The 19,523-nt window shown below is 66.7% G+C and carries 3 protein-coding genes; all 3 read left to right on the top strand.

Annotated elements, in window-relative coordinates; all coding sequences use genetic code 11:
* Positions 1–43: 43 nt before the first annotated feature.
* Genes M0534_RS10790 through M0534_RS10780 form a run of 3 tightly spaced genes read left to right on the top strand, consistent with a single transcriptional unit; the run spans position 44 to position 19,504 of the window.
* Complete coding sequence (locus tag M0534_RS10790) at positions 44–7,249, top strand: type I polyketide synthase (protein ID WP_248568438.1); 7,206 nt, start codon at positions 44–46, stop codon at positions 7,247–7,249.
* A complete protein-coding gene (locus M0534_RS10785) occupies positions 7,239–15,044 on the top strand; it encodes a type I polyketide synthase (protein ID WP_248568437.1) in 7,806 nt (2,601 codons plus the stop codon). Before M0534_RS10790 ends, M0534_RS10785 begins: the two co-directional genes overlap by 11 nt.
* Positions 15,041–19,504, top strand: coding sequence for a type I polyketide synthase (locus tag M0534_RS10780; protein ID WP_248568436.1), 4,464 nt, complete (start codon positions 15,041–15,043; stop codon positions 19,502–19,504). Before M0534_RS10785 ends, M0534_RS10780 begins: the two co-directional genes overlap by 4 nt.
* Positions 19,505–19,523 lie beyond the last annotated feature (19 nt).

Genomic DNA, 19,523 nt, shown 5'->3' with positions numbered 1-19,523 from the left:
GACCGAAAAGCGTCGCCTTCCGGCAACACCGAGGGGACTTCCGATGCTAGATGTGATGAATCGGTATGCACATGGTTTCGTGGTGGTGCCCGTCGTGCTGGCCTGCAGGCAAGGCGGAGTGCTGGCCCGGCTCGAGTCCGGTCCGCAAAGCCTCGACGAGCTTGCAGATGCCCTCGACGCGAATGCCGGCCATCTTCAGGTTGCGCTGCGTCTACTTGAATCTCTGGGGTGGATTGATCGATGTGCCGACGGTCGCTTCATTGCCACCCCCGCGCTTTCGAGCCATGCGGTAATTCCTGATGCGGTCTGGTCGCTTGTCGAGGCCGACATGGACGCGTATCTGCGATCAGGACCCGGGGGGTTCCTGAAACCGTGGCTGGATCAGGTCGCTAGCCGCTGGCAGACAGACGATCCGTTGCTGGCCGATTTTCTCGACAGCCTGCTGGTGGTGCCTGTGCTGGCCCTGTTGGCAAAGCGCGGCCTGTTAAAGGATCTTCCCTCAACCGGCTTCGACGCGCTGCCTGACGGGGTGCGCGACGAGGTGATTCGGCTCTTTCGGCTCCTTGGTTGGCTTGGCGGCGAGCCAGGAAACTACCAACTTTCCCAGCCGGGCGAGTTCATGGTCGAGCGATCCATGAACCTGGGTGTTGGCGAGTCGTACAGACCCATGCTGCGCTCACTGGCTGACCTGCTTTTCGGGGACGCCGAGCGGGTTTTCGCGCTGGATGCATCCGGCCACGAGACCCATGTCGACAGGTCGATGAATGTCGTCTCAAGCGGTTTCCAGCACGACCGGTATTTCGCCGAGGTGGACGATATCGTTGTCTCCATCTTCAGTCAGGAACCCATGACCGAACAACCGCGCTATGTGGCCGACATGGGCTGCGGTGATGGAACCTTTCTCAAGCGGGTCTACCGCACCGTGCTTGAGCGAACACCGCGCGGCGAACGGTTGGCGGACTTTCCGCTGACCATGGTGGGAATTGACCTGAACCAGGCGTCCCTGGATGAAACCAGCAAGACCCTGTCGGACATTGATCATCTGGTCCTGCGGGGAGATGTCGGCAAGCCCGCTGAAGTGGCCGACGCGCTTGCGGAACTGGGTGTGGATCCGGAACAGGTGCTTCATATCCGTTCGTTTCTGGATCACGATCGCCCTTACGTCGCGCCCGCCGACACCGCCACGGCAAACGCAAGAGGGCAGGCACCGTACCAGGGCGTGTACGTGGACGGCTTGGGCAGGTCCATTCCTGCCGCCGATGCGGTGCAGAGCCTTGTGGAGCATCTGGGCCGCTGGGCCGGAATTATCAACCGGCACGGGCTGATTTTGCTGGAGGTCCACTGCCAGGACCCGGCAGTCGTGCGGAACGATTTGGACCAGAGTGAAAGCCTGTCCTTTGACGCCTTGCAGGGGTTTTCCCAGCAATTGCTGGTGGAGCCCGATGTGGCGCTGATGGCCGCTGCCGAAGTTGGCTTGTTCCCGCGTCGGGAATACTTCCGCAAGTTCCCCCCGCTACTGCCGTACTGCCGCATCACGCTGAATCTTCTTGAGCGTCGGCCTTACCGGGTCCGTGCGGCGACGGTGGATGATGTGCCCGCGCTCTGTCGCCTGGAAGTGGCCTGCTGGCCGGCGGGCATGCGCGCCCCAGAATCTTTGCTGTGTCAGCGTATCCGGAACTATCCGCTTGGTCAGTGGCTGGTTGAACTGGACGGTGAGGTGGTGGGGGCGGTGTATTCGCAGCGCGTCCGTGACCTGGATGCCCTTCGAGACTGCAGGTTCACTGAGCTGCCTCGGCTGCATGAGCCCCAGGGCAGCGTGGTCCAGCTGCTGGCGATCAATGTGCTGCCGGAAAAACAGCACCTCGGCCTCGGTGACCAGCTGCTGAACCTGATGCTCATGCGCAGCGCCCTCCAGGGGGGCGTCCACACCGTGGCCGGCATTACCCGGTGCAAGGCCTTCGACGGCACGGACCTGGACGCCCTGGCCGAGTACATTGAGGCTCGGGATTCCGTCGGCCGGGCGGTAGATCCGATACTCCAGTTCCATCAAAGCCACGGTGCACGTTTTCTGGGCCTGGTGCCGGACTATCGCCCGGAGGACACGGACAACCTGGGTGCTGGCGTGCTGCTGTGCTACGCCTTGCACGGCGCCAGAGACGATTTCGTTGCCTCCGGCATGCGCGCGGCCGGACCCGCGGAAGCGATGGACACACCGGCCAGGCTTGAGGCGTGTTTCCGCAGTGTGCTCGGGCCGGGCCGCCGGCAGGCCTTCTCCTGGGATCGGCCATTGCGGGAAATGGGGCTGGACTCCCTCGACCTGCTGTCCTTCCGCAACCTGCTGGAGCAGGACTTCGGTGGCAGCTTTCCGCCCACATTCTACTTTTCCCATCCCACGCTTTCCGATATCCGGCGATACCTGGATGAGCGGGGTGACGGCACCGGTGCCGCGCGGTCCGCAATGCCGCCGACAGGCGCGGGGCTTCTGCAGGGGCCCGTGAAGCAGGTCGGGCAGCGGCGCACCGACGACCGGGAGGCGGCGGAAAGCGCCGGCATCGGTCCTCACGCCATCGTCGTTATCGGCATGGCGGGCCGCTTCCCGGGGGCGATCGACCTGAATGCCTACTGGCGGTTACTGGAGGAGGGGGTTGACGGCATAACCGAAGTGCCCGCGGAGCGCTGGGACATCGAACAGTTCCACAGCGCGGATCCGGATTCCGCCGGCCGGATGGTTTCCCGACACGGTGGGTTCCTGCCGGCCGTGGATCATTTCGATGCCGCATTCTTCAATATTTCTCCTCGAGAGGCGGAGCTGATGGACCCGCAGCAGCGACTGCTGCTGGAACTGCACTGGGAGGCCCTGGAGCATGCAGCCATCGACCCCCACGGTCTCCGGGAGGCGGCCTGCGGCGTTTACGTCGGTCTTTATTCCCACGACTACGAGACACTGCAGGTGCTTGACGGGGTAGACGAAGATCTGGGGGTGTATTTCGCCACCGGCAATGCCCCGTCCATCGCCGCTGGCCGGCTTGCCTATTTCCTGGGGACGCGGGGACCGGCGTTGACCGTCGACACCGCCTGTTCCTCCTCGCTGGTAGCGGTGCACCAGGCCATGCGAGCCCTGCGCGGCGGGGAATGCAACCTGGCCCTGGCCTCCGGCGTCAACCTGATCCTGTCGCCCCGGGCCAGTATTGCGTTTTCTCGGGCCGGTATGCTCTCCCCCCGTGGCCGGTGCAGTACCTTTGATGCGGCGGCCGATGGCTACGTGCGCAGCGAAGGGTGCGGCGTGGTCGTGTTGAAGCGGCTACGGGACGCGCTGCGGGACGGTGACCGGGTGCTTGCGGTTCTGCGTGGCTCTGCGCTCAACCAGGATGGTGCCAGTAATGGTCTGACCGCGCCCAGCCTGCCGGCCCAGCGGGATCTGCTGCACGCTGCCTTGCTGGATGCCGGTCTGGAGCCCCGCGACATCGATTACCTGGAGGCCCACGGCACCGGCACCAGCCTGGGAGATCCTGTGGAATTCCAGGCGCTGCATGAGGTTTTCGGCGGAGATCCGCTCAGGGATACCCCTCTTTGGCTGGGGTCGGTGAAAACCAGCATAGGCCATGCTGAGGCGGCTGCGGGTATTGCCGGGCTGGTCAAGGTGATCCTGTCCATGCAGCGACACCGCTTGCCGGCACACCTCCACTTCCGCGAACCCAACCCGCACATCGACCTGGACGCCTTGCCGGCCCGGATTCCGGTGGAAACGCTGGACTGGCGCGCGGGGGGCGACCGGCCGCTGCGCGCCGGCGTGAGCTCCTTCGGTTTCAGTGGCACCAATGCCCACGTGGTTGTGGAGCAGGCACCGTCGCTGCCGCAGGTGACCAACGCGGAAATGTCCGATGATGGTGTTGCCCTGCTTCTGCCCTTGTCCGCCCGCACCCCGGAGGCGCTGGATGCCTTGGTGGGGCGCTACGGGCAGTGGCTTGCCGAGCATCCGGACGCGGATCTGGAGGCGGTATGCCGGACCGCTGCCATGGGCCGGGCCCACCATGAGTACCGTACGGTAATCCGGGCGACCGATCACCGCGAACTGCGGGAAGCACTGGCGCGTCACCCGGGTGGCAGCGCGTCCGCCCACCGGGCTACGGAGCCTGTGATCGCCTTCCTGTTTACCGGCCAGGGCTCGCAGTACGCCGGGATGGCCCGCGGGCTTGCCATGCGGGAGCCCGCATTCCGGGAAGCCTTGCGGGAATGCCAGAACCTGCTTGACGGGGAGTTGGAGCAGCCACTGGAACGGATACTTTATCCGGACCGGGGAGGGGAGGCCGTGCTGAACGATACGGCCAACACCCAACCAGCATTGTTCGCCGTGGAATACGCCCTGGCCAGGCTATTGGAATCCTGGGGGATCCGGCCCTCGGTGGTCATGGGCCACAGTGTGGGGGAGTACGTCGCCGCCTGTGTGGCCGGGGTGTTCAGCCTGGAGGATGGGCTTCGGCTGATCGCTGCCCGCGGCCGGTTGATGAGCGCCTTGCCCAGGGAGGGTGGAATGCTGGCGGTGCTGGCGCCGGCCGGGCAAGTGGAGGCGGATCTGCGGGCCTCGGGGGAACAGGACGTTTCCGTGGCCGCGTATAACGGTCCCGAGAACGTGGTGTTGTCGGGGCGCAGCGATGCCCTGGGGCGGTTGGGTCAGGCGTTCGAGCGGCAGGGCTACAGGGTGGTGCCCCTGCAGGTTTCCCATGCGTTTCATTCCCCACTGATGGAGCCGATGCTGGAAGCGTTCGCCGAGGTCGCCGGCCGCATTCGGTACGCCCGGCCGACAATCGAGGTGGTTTCCAATGTCACCGGGGCGCGGTCCCGCGATGGCATGACATCGGCGGACTACTGGGTTCGCCATATCCGCCAGCCAGTGCGCTTCCACGAGGGCGTCCAGGCCCTGGTGGCCAGCGGTGCGGACGCCGTGCTGGAGTTGGGGCCCCACCCGGTGCTGTCCGCCATGGGGCAGGCCTGTCTTGCTGATCATCCGGGCCGCGAGCCGGAATGGCTTTACACGCTGGCCCGCGAGGCCCCGGATCGGGATGGATTACTGAATACTGTTGCCGCCTTGTACCGGCTCGGCGCGGAGATCGACTGGGCCGGCGTCCATGCGGCCGCGGGCCATGTGTCGATTGATCTGCCCACATACCCGTGGCAACGCAAGCGCTATTGGTTCATGTCCCGCAGCGGTCAGGGAACATCGGCCACGGGCGCGCCGGCGCAAGCCGAAGCCGACTGGTTTCATACCCTGCGCTGGGAGGTTGCCGGGCCGGCGAAGGCCGGCGAGCAGCGTAACGGTGCCGATCCGGGAGCGGCGCGCCACTGGCTTGTGTTCGCTGACACCGGCGGGGTGGGCCATGCGCTGGCGGAGGAGCTCCGTGCCCGTGGGCACCGGGTTCTGCTGTGCCATGCCGGTTCAGCCTTTCGTCAGCGGAACGACATGGCGGTGGAACTCGACCCGGAGCGCGCCGAGCATTACCAGCGCCTGCTGTCCGAGCACCTGGCTGACCACAGCAAGGCCTTGGACGGGGTCGTGCATCTGTGGAGCCTGGATGCCGGAGAGCGTGCACCCGAGTCTCCGGAGGAATTGGACCGGGCACGGTTGCTGGGTTGCGAGAGCGTAACCCGGTTCCACCAGGCCCTGGCTGCACATGCCCGCGAATTCGCCCCCCGACTCTGGCTGGTTACTCGTGGTGCCCAGTGCCCGACTGGTACAGGCCAGGCCCTTGCTCAGGCGCCGCTCTGGGGCCTGGGTCGGGTCCTTTCCCTGGAGCACCCGGATGATTGGGGCGGCCTGGTGGACCTGGCGCCCACGGATTCCGCGCGGACCGCGGCATTGGCGCTGTGCGCCGAACTGCTGTCCGGCGATGACGAGGATCAGGTCGCGCTGCGGGACGGCGAGCGCCACGTGCCCAGACTGGTTTCGGCACAGGTGGCCAGCACCGCGCCGCTTAAGCTGGACCCGCAAGCATCCTATCTGGTCACCGGCGGCCTCGGCCGCCTGGGCATGCGCCTGGCCCGCTGGCTGGCGGACAGGGGCGCACGGACCCTGGTGCTGACCGGGCGTACCGGTGTTCCCGGGCGCGAGGCCTGGGACAGCCTGGGGGCGGAGCATCCCGCCGCCAGGGTGGTGGAGGAAATTCGGGCCTTGGAAGGTCGTGAGGTCACCGTGATACCGGTGGCCGCCGACGTGGCGGACCAGGATGCCATGGCGGCGGTGTTCCGGCGTTTCGGAACGGAACTACCGGCGCTGGGCGGGGTGATCCACGCCGCCGGCCTGATCGAGACACGTTCACTGGATACGCTGGCACCGGAGGACCTGGAGCGCGTTTTCCGCGCGAAAGTCACAGGTGCCTGGGTGCTGGACCGTCTCTGCCGCTCCGCGGAGCCGGCGTTCTTCGTCCTGTTTTCCTCGGCGGCCGCCGTTTGGGGCTCTGCGGGATTGGCTCATTATGCCGCCGCCAACCAGTTTCTGGATGCCCTGGCGCAGTGGCGTCACGCCCAGGGTTTGCCGGCCCTGAGCGTGAACTGGGGCTGGTGGGAGGGCGGCGGCTCGTCCCTGGAGCTGGATGAACTGTTCCGGCGCTACGGCGTGCGCCGCATGCCTGCCGCGGCGGCGCTGTCCGCACTGGAGGTCCTGCTGTCCGGCGACGCCCCGCAAATGACGGTCGCGTCAGTGGACTGGCCGGTGTTTCGGCCGGTTTACGAGGCCCGGCGCCGGCGGCCGCTGCTGGCCCGCTTGGGGACCGGTGAACCGGTAGGGGAGGCAGGTGTTGACCAGGAACCGGGGGAGCCGGAGCTGCTCGCGGCGGTGCGCGAGGCCCCGCCGGACGAGGCGCTGCAGTTGCTTCAGGATCACATTCGGGAGCAGGTGGCGGGGATTCTGCGTGCCGATGTCCTGGATCTGCGCGATGATGGGCAGGGCTTTTTCAGTCTGGGCATGGATTCGCTGATGACTGTCCAGTTGCGGCGCCGGCTGGATGCGGCGTTCGGGCTGCGCCTGCCAAGCACTGCGGCCTTCCAGCACCCTTCGGTGCGGGCGCTTGCAAAGTATCTCCTTGAGGTGCTTGGCGGCAAGGACCAGGCCATCACCGCGACAAGCCACACGAGCCGCGCTGACGGCGACGCGCAACTGGACGTGCTCCGGGAAGAGGACCTTGCCTCGCTTCTGGATGACGAGGTGGCACGGGTCCTCGGGGGCGGGAGGTCGGGACGCGATCATGGGGTCTGAGCCGGAGCGGGGGGATCACCGCGAACGACTGAAGAGTGCTGTCGTCGCCATCAAATCGCTGCAGGCGCAGTTGGACAGCCTGCGGGGACAGGCGCGGCAAGCCGTGGCCATTGTCGGAATCGGCTGCCGACTGCCAGGCGCCGGTAACAGTCCGGACGCCTACTGGGAGCTGCTGCAGGGTGGGGTAGACGCCATCGGGGAGATCCCCGAAGAGCGCTGGCGTTCCGACGCGTATTACGACCCCAGGCGCGGAACCCCGGGCAAGAGCCATACCCGCCGGGCCGGGATCGTTCCGGATATGGACCATTTCGACCCGGATTTCTTCGGCATTTCCCCGCGCGAGGCGCTGTGCATGGATCCCCAGCAGCGGGTGCTGCTGGAGACCGCCTGGGAGGCCCTGGAGGATGCCGGGATTGCCCCGGACTCCCTGCGGGACTCCGGTGCCGGGGTGTTCATCGGCGCCACCGCCACCGACTATTTGCACCGCCAGTTGCAGTATGTCAGCCCGCGGGACCTGGACGCGTACCTGATCTCCGGCACCGCGCTCAACGCCATTGCCGGCCGGCTGGCTTACGTGCTGGGGCTGCATGGCCCCGCAATTACCCTGGATACGGCCTGTTCCTCGTCGCTGGTGGCGGTGGACCGTGCCTGTCGCAGCCTGCAGTCCGACGAGTGCGCCGTGGCAGTTGCCGGCGGTGTCAACCTGATTCTCTCCCCGGAACCCTTCGTCGCCATGTCCCGCTGGGGCATGTTGTCCGCCGATGGCCGCTGCAAGACCTTCGATGCCGATGCCGACGGCTATGTGCGTGCCGAAGGTTGCGGCGTGGTGATCCTCAAGCCCTTGGCCCGTGCGCTGGCTGACGGCGACCGCATCCACGCTGTCATTAGGAGTTCGGCGGTAAACCAGGACGGCCCCAGCAGCGGCCTGTCGGTTCCCAACGGTCCGGCCCAGGTCGCACTGCTGCGCGAAGCACTGCGTGGTGGCGATGTGGAGCCCGCGTCGCTGGGGTATCTGGAGGCCCATGGCACCGGCACGCCCCTGGGGGATCCCATTGAACTGGAAGCCCTGGGCGAGGTGTTTCAACCGGCCGCGCGCGAGCAGCCCCTGTACCTGGGGTCGGTCAAGACCAACATAGGCCACCTGGAGTCGGCTGCCGGTGTCGCCGGCTTGCTCAAGGTTGTGCTGATGCTTCGGCACGGTCAGATTCCGCCCCACCTTCACCTGCGGCAGCCGACACCCAAGGTGGACTGGAACCGGTATCCGTTCCGCATTCCGACCGAGCTATGCGACTGGCCAGCCATCGACGGCAGGCGCCTGGCGGGAGTCAGCTCCTTCGGTGCAAGTGGCACCAACGCTCATCTCATCCTGGAAGCGCCACCGGTCCGCGAATCAGAGGAAGCTTCCCCGGATCGGTCACTGCACCTGCTGACCCTGTCAGCGCGGAGCGAGGATGCGTTGCGGGACCTGGCCGGGCGGATGGCCGGGCAGCTGCAGTCCGAGCCGGGGCAGGCGCTGGGCGACGTCTGCCATACTGCCGGTTGCGGGCGCAGTCACTTGCACCATCGCCTTGCACTGGTATGCGCCGATGCCGCCGGGGCGGGTCAGGCACTGCAGGGCTTTGCGGCAGGGGGCGTCTCGGACGGCCTGATACTGAATCAGCTGGAAAGCAGCCGGCGCCCCAGGGTGGCGTTCCTGTTCACGGGCCAGGGATCCCAGTATCCCGGTATGGGCCGCGGCCTGTACCAGAGCTCGCCGACCTTCGCCCGGGTGCTGGATCGCTGCGACGCGGTGTTTCAGCAGCAGTACGGTCAATCGCTACTGGAACTGGTCCACGGCGATGGCGACGATGGCCTGCTGGACCAGACCCGGTATACCCAGCCGGCGCTGTTTTCCCTGGAGGTGGCGCTGGCCAGCCTGTGGAGATCCTGGGGCATCGAACCCGATGTCGTGCTCGGCCACAGTGTCGGCGAGTATGCGGCCGCCTGTGTTGCCGGTGTGTTCAGTGTGGAGGACGGCCTGCGCTTGATCGCCGAACGGGGCCGGCTGATGCAGGCCCAGCCCCCAGGCGGCCGGATGGTGGCAGTGCACGCGCCGGCCGAGCGTGTCCTCGCCCTATTGGAGTCGCTTGCCGAGCCGGTCTCAGTCGCGGCCTTCAACAGCCCTGTCCAGACCGTGGTGTCGGGCTCGGAACAGGCTGTAAGGCGGTTGTTGGACAAGCTCTCGGCGGATGGCGTCGAGGTGCGCCCGCTCAAGGTTTCCCATGCGTTTCACTCCGCTCTCATGGAGCCCATGCTGGATGCCTTCGAAGCCGTGGCCGATACCGTGACGTTCCGGCCGCCCGAGCGGCGGCTGGTGTCCAACCTCAGCGGCCGGCTCGTGACCGGCGAGGAGATCACGCGACCGGACTACTGGCGCCGGCATGTCCGTGAACCGGTCCGGTTCACGGATTCCGTTCGGGCGCTCGCGGAGGCCGGCTGCAATGCCTTCGTGGAGATCGGTCCGCATCCGGTACTTCTTGGGCTGGCGCGGGAGTGCGGTGACTCGGCACAGGCTCTCTGGCTGCCGTCCCTGCGGCGGGGGCGGGATGACTGGAGGGACCTGCTGGAGTCGCTGGCGCGACTGCATGTGCACGGTGCTCCGGTCGATTGGCAGGGCCTCGACCGGGACTATCCGCGTCGTCGGCTCCGCCTTCCCAGCTACCCGTTCCGCCGCGACAGATTCATGGTGGAGGCCCGTACACCGGCCGTTCCGCTGGCGGATTCCCTGCACCCCTTGGTCCAGCGTCGACTGGAGTCGCCCGCGCTGCGGGGCACGGTGTTCGAGTCGCTGATTGATCCGCGGCAACTGGCATTCCTGCCGGACCATCGTGTTCTGGGCCGGATGGTATTCCCTGCCACCGCTTTCCTTGAAGCCACGCTTGCTGCCGCCAGGCTTTCCACCGCAGGCAACGGTCAGACAACGCTTCGGGAGGTCCAGATCGCCGAGCCCATGGTGCTGCAGGCGGAAGAGAGCAGGCGGCTGCAGGTGATCATCGCCGGGGAGGGTAGGCAGGCAGCGTGCTTTCAGGTGTTCGCCGATGGCGGGTCTGGCGGGGCCTGGCGCCTGCACGCATCCGGCGAATTCGGAAGTGAAGCGAGCGCGCCGGAGGCGCTGGACCTGGATGCGCTGCGCCGGTCCATGGAGGAGGGCTCCGCGGAGGGGCTGTATGCCGACTATGCCAGGTGTGGCCTGGGCTTCGGCGAGCGTTTCCGCGGTCTGCGCCAGTTCTGGCGTGGACAGGGGCAGGCACTGGGACTGGTCGAAGCGCCCGCGGTGTTGGACTCCGAGGTGTCGGACTACCACCTGCACCCGGCGCTGCTGGATGCCGGCATGCAACTCGTGGCCGTGGCGGCGGCAGGCGATGCCGGTGATCGCATGCACGTACTGCCGATCCCGGTGAGCTTCTCCCGCGTGATCTGCCACACGGCCCTGAAGGGGCGCCTCTGGAGCCTGGTCGAGCTGGAGCGGGCTCCCGGCGGTGACGACAGTCTTCGTGCCCGCATCCGACTGGCGGAGGATTCGGGTCGCATCGTTGCCGAGCTGGAGGGCGTGGTGTTCCGCTACGTCGAGCAGGCAACCCTGGAGCGCTTGCTGGAGAGGGACGTGAGCGATTGGCTGTACCGCATCGCCTGGCAGCCCGTACCGGGCGATGCGCAGCAGCCTTCCCTGCCAACGCTGGAGTCGGTGGGAACGGCGCTGCAGCCACGTCTGCCCGCGCATACACGCGAGACCGGACTGGACGGCTTCGAGAACTTGCGTCCGGCCCTCGACCGCGTCTGCACCGGCTACGTGGTCCGTGCCCTGGCGTTTTTGGGGCTGGATGCCGACAGCGACCAACCGGTCGCAGTTGACGGACTGACAGAGCGCCTGGGCGTGATTCCGGAACAGCGCCAGCTCTTCCGGCGGTGCCTCGCCATGCTCGAGGAGGACGGTCTGGTGTCCCTGGATGGCGGAACGCTTCGCTGGCTGGCGAAACCCCCGGCCACTGGCAACGATGCCATGGAGATGCTGAAGACCGAATTCCCGGCGTTCGGCCCGGTGCTGACATTGACGGAGCGTTGTGGAACGGCACTTGGTGAGGCACTGGCTGGCACCACCGATCCCCTGCAGTTACTTTTTCCCGCCGGTGATCTCAGCGATGCCGAGCAATTGCAGCGGCACTCGCCCTCCCAGCGGACCTACAATGCGCTGGTGGCGGATGCGTTGCGGGAGGCGCTTCAGGTCTGGCCAAAGGACCGGCCGCTGCGGGTGCTGGAAGTGGGTGCAGGTACCGGTGCCACCTCCGCCTCGGTGCTGCCCCTGCTTGCCGCGGACAACGCCAGTTACCTGTTCACCGATGTTTCACCGCTGTTCCTGTCCCGGGCGAAGGAAGCGTTCCGGGATTACCCCTTCGTGGATTACCGTCTTCTGGATCTGGAGTGTGATCCCGAGGCCCAGGGTATCCCGGCCGGCAGCGTCGACATCATCATTGCCTCCAATGTGGTCCACGCCACCCGGGATCTGCACCAAAGCCTCGGACATCTTCATGCCATGCTGGCCCCAGGTGGCTGGTTGCTGCTGGTGGAGCTGGTCCGCCCGCAGCGCTGGGTGGATCTCACATTCGGGCTCACCGAAGGCTGGTGGCGTTTCCGGGACCGCACACTGCGGCCGGATTACCCGCTGCTTGGCCGCTCCCGCTGGCGCACGCTGCTCACGGAGACGGGCTTCGACGCCACCGCCATGGTTCCCGCAGAGACGGACTGCAGCAACGGTGTCGACCAGGCGCTGGTCCTGGCACAAAGGGATGCATCCGCCGGGATTTCCCCGGCGGCCGGCAACGAGGGGCAGCAGTGCTGGCTTGTCTTCGCGGATGCCGGGGGGGTGGGCGAGAGGCTAGCGGCAGCGTTGCGCGCGCGCGGCGACTGTTGTGAGCTGGTGTTTGCGAACACCGGGGTTGATGGGGTGACGGAGTCCGCCGCATGGCTTGATCCCGCGGATCCCGGAGCGTTGATCAACTGGCTTGGCGCCCGCGCGACCGGCGGCGACCGGCAGCCGGACAGGGTTGTTTACCTCTGGGCCCTGGACGGTCTTCCGGCCGAGGTGCTGGACGCGGCGTCCACGGACATCGAGCAAGAACGCTGGTGTGGGGCGGCGCTGGCGTTGATCCAGGGTCTCGCCCGGCATGGCGGCGAGCACCCGCCCCGACTCTGGATCTGCACCCGCGGGGCGCAGGCGGCGAGCGCCGATGGCGAGCCTCCGTCGCCGCTGGGCGCGGTGCTTTGGGGGCTCGGTCGGGTTGCCGTGCTGGAACATCCGGAACTGCGCCTGGCCAATGTGGACCTGGATCCCGATCCTTCGGTGGATACGGTGGAATGCCTGCTGGAGGTCCTGTGCAGGCCGGAGGAGTCCAGCGAGCTCGCCTGCCGTCGTGGTCTGCGCTGGACGCCGCAGCTACAAGCCGCATTGCCGGTTGAGCAGACATCCGTCGCGCCTTGGCTGGAACTCCCGCAGGGGCCCTATCGGCTGGGGTTCTCCGAGCGGGGGTCCCTGGACAACCTGCGTCTTGAGGTCCTGGAACGCCGGGAACCCGGCCCCGGCGAAGCGGAGGTCCGGGTCGTCGCCACGGCGCTCAACTTCCGGGATGTCCTGAATGTCATGGGGCTGTACCCCGGGGATCCCGGCCTGCCCGGCGCCGAATGCAGTGGCACGGTGCTTCGGATAGGGCCCGGAGTAACCGGCCTGAACATCGGTGATGCGGTGGTGGCGCTGCCCCTGGCCGGGGGCTTTGCCTCCCATCTCACGACGCGTGCCGACTGGGTGGTGCCGGTGCCGCCAGGTGTCGATGTCGAGGCCGCTGCCACCATCCCCTCGGTTTTCCTTACCGCCCACCTGGCCGTACGGGAACTCGCCCGCCCGGAGGCCGGCGAGCGGGTGCTGATCCACTCCGCCGCTGGTGGTGTCGGCCTGGCCGCAGTGATGCTGGCCCAGGCCCTGGGTGCCGAGGTGCTTGCCACAGCCGGCTCAGCGGAAAAGCGGCGCTTGCTCAGGGAAATGGGCGTTGCCCATGTGATGGATTCCCGATCCCCGGATTTCGCCGACACGGTGCTGGAAATAACCGACGGTCGGGGTGTGGACGTGGTACTGAATTCGCTGACAGACCGTCAAATGGCGCGAAGTTTCGAAGTCACCGCCTGCGGCGGGCGGTTCGTGGAACTCGGCAAGCGCGGCATATGGACCGCGGAGCAGGTCGAGGCACTTGGCCGTGGAATCCGTTACTTCATCCTGGATGTTGCCGAGCTGGCACGGCGGGAACCGGAGCGGATTCACGGGATTCTCCAGAGCCTGATGGGGCAACTGGAAAGCGGAGAGATTCGGCCCCTGCCCTACCGCCGTTACACTTTGCAGGCCACGCGCAACGCTTTCCGGAGCATGGCCCGTGGTCGTCACGTGGGCAAGCTTGTGGTCTGCCATCCCCCAGTGACGGACGAGTGCGCTGACGGTACCCGGATACGGCCGGATGGTAGTTACCTGGTGACAGGCGGCTTGCGGGGACTGGGCCTGCTCACTGCATCCTGGCTGGTTTCACGGGGTGCACGGCATCTGCTGTTGACGGGGCGCGGCGAGGCCGGTGCCGAGGACGCAGCGATCATCGAGTCGCTGCGCGCCGACGGCGTTGAGATCCGGGTGGCGCAAGTGGACGTCGCCGACGAACGGGAAATGGCGCGCGTTCTGGCGGAAATGCGGACCGGCATGCCGGCCCTCCGGGGTGTCATCCACAGCGCCGGGGTGTTGGACGATGGCGCCCTGCTGCAGCAGCGCTGGCATCGCTTTCGTAGCGTGTTTCGGCCCAAGGTTCAGGGGAGCCTTGTGCTGGACCGACTGACTGCTGCGGACCCGTTGGATTTCTTTGTTCTGTACTCGTCGCTGGTGGGAGCCTTCGGAACCCCAGGGCAGGCCAACCACGCCGCTGCCAACGCCTACATGGATAGCTTGGTGGATCGTCGCCGGGCGCTGGGCGTGCCCGGCTTGAGCGTGAGCTGGGGTGCCTGGTCCGGAGCCGGTGCCGCGGTGGAGCGCGGCGTCACCGAGCAGCTGGAGGAGGCCGGTTACGGACTGATCCCGCCGCAACGCGGATTCGCCGCACTTGAGGCGGCCATGGCTACCGGGTGGTCGCGGGTCGTGGTTTTGCCCGCCGACTGGGAGCGGCTCGATCGCTACGCCCGGGAGAACGGGAGAGTCGCACCGATGCTGGCGCGTTACGCGGCCGCGCGGGTCCGCTCGGCGCAGCCGGTCGCGGACCGCGTAGCCGACGCCGCACCGCCTGCTACGGCGCCGGCCGACCTGGCAGCCAGGATGGAAGCGGCGGCGCCCAACCAACGGCGGGCCTTGCTGATGGAGCAGATTCGCAGCGATGCCTGCCGGATACTGGGGCTGGACGAACAAAGCAACACCCTCAGCAGCAGCAAGCCACTCAGGGAGTTGGGTCTGGATTCCCTGATGTCGGTGGAACTGCGTAACGCCATCGGCGCCAGCGTGGGCCGGAGTTTGCCGGCTACACTACTGTTCGACTACCCCACGGTGAACGCGCTGGTGGATTACGTGGGCGAGCGCGTGTTCGATCTGGCGTCGGGCGACAGCGATCCGGATCGGCAACCGCCGGCCGCGGAGTCGGAGCGCGAGTTCGTCCACGGCACGGACCTGCTTGACCGGATCGAGCAGCTTGATGAAGACGACATCGATCGTCTCTCGCGGGGAAGGGGGGGTGGAACGGGATGAGCGATTTTCTCGAGAGGGTCTCCAAGCTCTCACCCAAACGGCTGGCCTTCCTTGCGTCCGAGCTGAATGCCAATCTGGAAGCGTTGAAGCAGCGCCATGCGGAGCCACTGGCCATCATTGGCTTGGGGTGCCGTTTCCCGGGGGGGGGCAGCAGCCCGGATGCTTACTGGCAGTTGTTGGTCGAGGGGCGGAACGGCGTATCGGAGGTGCCCGCCGAGCGATGGGATATCGAGACACTCTACGATCCCGATCCCGACGCGCCGGGCAAGATGAATACCCGCTGGGCAGGTTTCCTGGAAAATATCGATCTTTTCGATCCGGATTTCTTCGGCATCTCGCCGCGGGAAGCCCCCGGTATGGATCCGCAGCAGCGGCTGCTGCTTGAGGTCGTATGGGAGGCTCTGGAGCACGCCGGCCAAAGTCCGGACCGGCTGGCGGGCACCCGCACCGGGATGTTCGCCGGCGTCTGCAATGGCGACTACTGGCAGATGAACTACGCTGCCGGTGCCGAGGCCATGGACGCCTACGTGGCCACCGGGAATGCCCATAGCGTTGTCTCCGGCAGGATCTCCTACCTTCTGGGACTGCAGGGCCCAAGCCTGTCGGTGGACACGGCCTGTTCTTCGTCTTTGGTCGCAGTTCACCTGGCGTGCCAGAGTCTGCGTGCAGATGAATGCCGTATGGCCATCGCCGCCGGCGTGAACCTGATTCTAACCCCTGAACCCACCATCACCCTCTCCAAGGCCCGGATGATGTCGCCGGAGGGGCGTTGCAAGGCTTTCGATGCCTCGGCGGATGGCTTCGTGCGCGCCGAGGGTTGTGGCGCGGTGGTCCTCAAGCGCCTGTCCCAGGCCCGCGCCGACGGTGATCGGGTGCTGGCGGTGATCCGTGGCAGTGCCTGCAATCAGGATGGTCGCAGCGGGGGGCTGACGGCCCCCAATGGGCCGTCGCAGGTTGCCGTGATCCGAGAGGCACTGAAGAACGCTGGCCTGTCGCCTGCGGAGATCGATCTGCTGGAGGCCCACGGTACCGGTACCTCCCTGGGCGATCCGATCGAGGCTGGCGCCCTGGCGGAGGTGTTTGCGGCGAACCGCATGCAAAACCGGCCATTGTGGGTGGGTTCGTCCAAATCCAATTTCGGCCATGCCGAAGCGGCGGCCGGCATCGGTGGGCTGATCAAGGCGATTCTGGCGCTGCAGCATGAGGCCATCCCGCCAAGCCTGCACCTGCGCAGCCTTAGTCCGCATATCGACTGGGACCCGCAGGCCATGCGGGTGGCTACAACGGTTGTGCCCTGGCCGCGGGACGGCGCCGTTCGGGCGGCGGGGGTCAGTTCCTTCGGCTTCAGCGGCACCAATGCCCACGTGGTGCTGGGTGACCCCCCGGATACCCGGGAAGCGGATCGCCACGGGGCGGCGGAGGTCGTTCCGGATGCCTGGTTATTGCCGGTTTCAGCACGCAGTGAGGCGGCCCTGGCGGAGTTGGTGGCAAGCTACCGGTGCTTCCTGGAGGCGGGAGACCGCGGATTGTCGGCCAGCGACATTTGCCGCACCGCTGCCGTCGGGCGTTCCCATTTCGAGCACCGGCTGGTAATACGCGGCAGCGACCTTGATGCGCTGCGGCTTGGCCTGTCCCGGGTTTCGGAGGGCGCGCTCCGCGGCGCTGTGCAGCGTGGCTGCTGCAATCTGTCGGCGTCACCGGGGGTGGTCTTGCTGTTCACCGGCCAGGGTTCGCAGTATCCCGGCATGGCCCGTCGGCTTTTCGACAGCCAACCCTTGTTCCGACACGAGCTCCATCGCTGCGAGGAAATCCTCGAACCATTGCTGGATCGACCCTTGACGGAGATCCTGTTTGCACCGCATGCCGACGACGCAAGTCAGCACGACGGATTACCCCTGCTTCACGGAACCGAATATGCGCAGCCGGCGATTTTCGCGGTGGAGTACGCCCTGGCGGCGTTGTGGCGATCCTGGGGCGTGGAGCCCGTGGCGGTGCTCGGTCACAGCGTGGGCGAATATGTGGCTGCCTGTGTGGCCGGGGTGTTCGGGCTGGAAGATGGCCTGCGGCTGATCAGCGAGCGCGGGCGTCTGATGGCAGAGATGCAGCCCGGTGCGATGGCCGCGGTGTTCACCGGGGGCGATCGGGTGCAGGCGGCGCTGGATCGTGGTGGCGGCTGCGAGATCGCGTGTTTCAACGGTCCCGACAACGTGGTCATTTCAGGGGACGAGCCCGCCGTCGACGAGCTGCTGCGGCGTTTCACCGCGGAGGGTATCGGCAGTCGGCGGCTCGCCGTCTCCCGCGCGTTCCATTCAGCACTGATGGAACCCATGCTGGATCGATTTCAGCAGGTGGCGGAAGGCATTACCTTCCGGGAGCCCCGGGTCGCCATCATTTCCAATCTTACCGGTGCTCCCGCGACGAAAGGGCTGCTTACCTCTGCGGCGTACTGGCGGCGCCACGTGCGTGAGCCGGTGCGTTTTCACCAGTCCGTCCAGGGCTTGCTGGATTCCGGCCAGCGCCTGTTCCTGGAAATCGGCCCGCAGCCGGTGCTCTCCGGCATGGCCCGGGGGCTGGACACCGAGGGCGAGGCAGTCTGGCTGTCAAGCCTGTGCCGCGACGGTGAGGACTGGAGCAGTCTCCTGGAGGCGGTGGCCGGGTTGTACGTCAATGGTTTCAATCCGGACTGGGGCGCGCTTTACCGGCATTGCGGCGGCCGGATCGTATCCCTGCCCAACTATCCGTTCGAGCGCCGCCGGTTCTGGCTCGCCGATGTCGACCATCGACAGCGGATCCGGAAGCACGCTCCGCTATTCGAGAGTGCCTGGAGCGCCGGTCGGCGCCAGTCTGCCTACGTGCCGATCGGGGTGGACCTTGATGCCTATCCAGGCCGGTGGGAGGCCCTGGAACGCTTCACCGTGGCGCATGTGGCCGAGACACTGCGGGCCATGGGGGCATTCACCAAGCCCGGCGAATCCCGGGACGCGGACTCGCTGATTCATGACCTCGGCATCCCGGCCCTATACCGCCACCTGATGCAGAAGTGGCTGGAGCGGCTTGCCAGGGACGGGGTGCTGCGACGGGAGGGCGACACTTTCATGGTGGACGCGCCATTGCCGCCGCAGGACCTGGGTGCCCGGCTCCGTGAGTCCGAGCAGATCATGGGTGACGACCCTGCACTGATGGCCTTTATCCGTCATTGTGCCAGCAAGCTGCGGGAGGTGGTCGCCGGCCGTGAAAGTCCCCTGGAGATGCTGTTCCCCGAGGGCTCCTATGACCTGTCCGAGGCCCTCTACGAATCCGCCAACATGAACCGCTATGCCAATGCCGTGGCCGGCGCTGTGCTGGAGGCGGCTGCCCGCCAGGGTCGGCCGCAGCGCCCGTATCGCGTTCTGGAAGTGGGCGCGGGCACGGGCGGGACCTCCGCCACTCTGCTGCCGTTACTGGATCCGGAAACCACCAGTTACGTGTTCAGCGATGTTTCCGACGTGTTCCTGAACCATGCCCGCCGTAAATTCGCCGATTACGGTTTCGCCCGTTACATCGAGTTCGACCTGGACAGGGAGCTGGAGACCCAGGGGCTGGTCGCGGGAAGCTTCGACGCCATTGTCGGCGCCAATGTGATGCATGCCGCCCGGGACCTGGAGGGTGCCATCGGTCGCTTGGCCAAGTTGCTTGCGCCAGGTGGACTGCTGCTGCTGGTCGAAGTGACCGAGCAGCATGCCTGGTTGGAGATCAGCGCCGGGCTGGTGGAGGGTTGGCAGCACTTCGCGGACGGGTTGCGGGGAGACAACCCCTTGTTGCCTGCCTCCCGGTGGCAGGATGCCCTCACGGCCCACGGATTCGTCGAGGCCCGGGTGTTGCCGGAGGCGGGGTCGCCGGCGGGTGTGTTCGGTCAGCACGTGATCATGGCGCGCACGGCGGCGGCCGACGGTCAGCAACAGCCGAGCCAAGCGCTGGCCCCGGCGCTGCATGCGGTCGAGGCTGCCACCGAGGTGAGCGGCGGAGTGGCTGCCGTGGCCAGCCCCGACGTGATCCGTGAACGGCGCACAGCGCTGGAGGTGGCGGCGTCGGAGGAGCAACTGGAACTGCTGGTGGACTATGTTCGGGAGCAGGTGATGGCGGTCTTGCGACTGGATCCGGATCGGCGTCCCGATCGTCGCCACCGGCTGATGGATCTGGGCCTGGATTCGCTGATGGCGGTGCAGTTGCGGAATCGATTGGAACGTGGCCTGGCAATCGAACGGACGCTGCCGGCGACGTTGATGTTCGACTACCCGACTATCGAGGCCATCGCCGGCTTCCTGCAGGCGCGGCTGTTTGCGGGCGAGACGCCGGAGGCATCGCAGATCAACGGGAGGGATGCGGAACGCCTACGCCGCTCCATGGAAATCGACGAGCTGACGGATGAAGAGGCCGAGGCGGAACTGCTGCGGCGGATCGAGGGTGGCCAGGAGGATTGACTGCGTGGGCTGGAATCGC

It is taken from the genome of Methylonatrum kenyense, from assembly GCF_023195885.1.
Lineage (GTDB): Bacteria > Pseudomonadota > Gammaproteobacteria > Nitrococcales > Aquisalimonadaceae > Methylonatrum > Methylonatrum kenyense.
The sequence above is the reverse complement of the archived record's forward strand: the minus strand, read 5'-3'. Positions and strand labels throughout refer to the sequence as shown.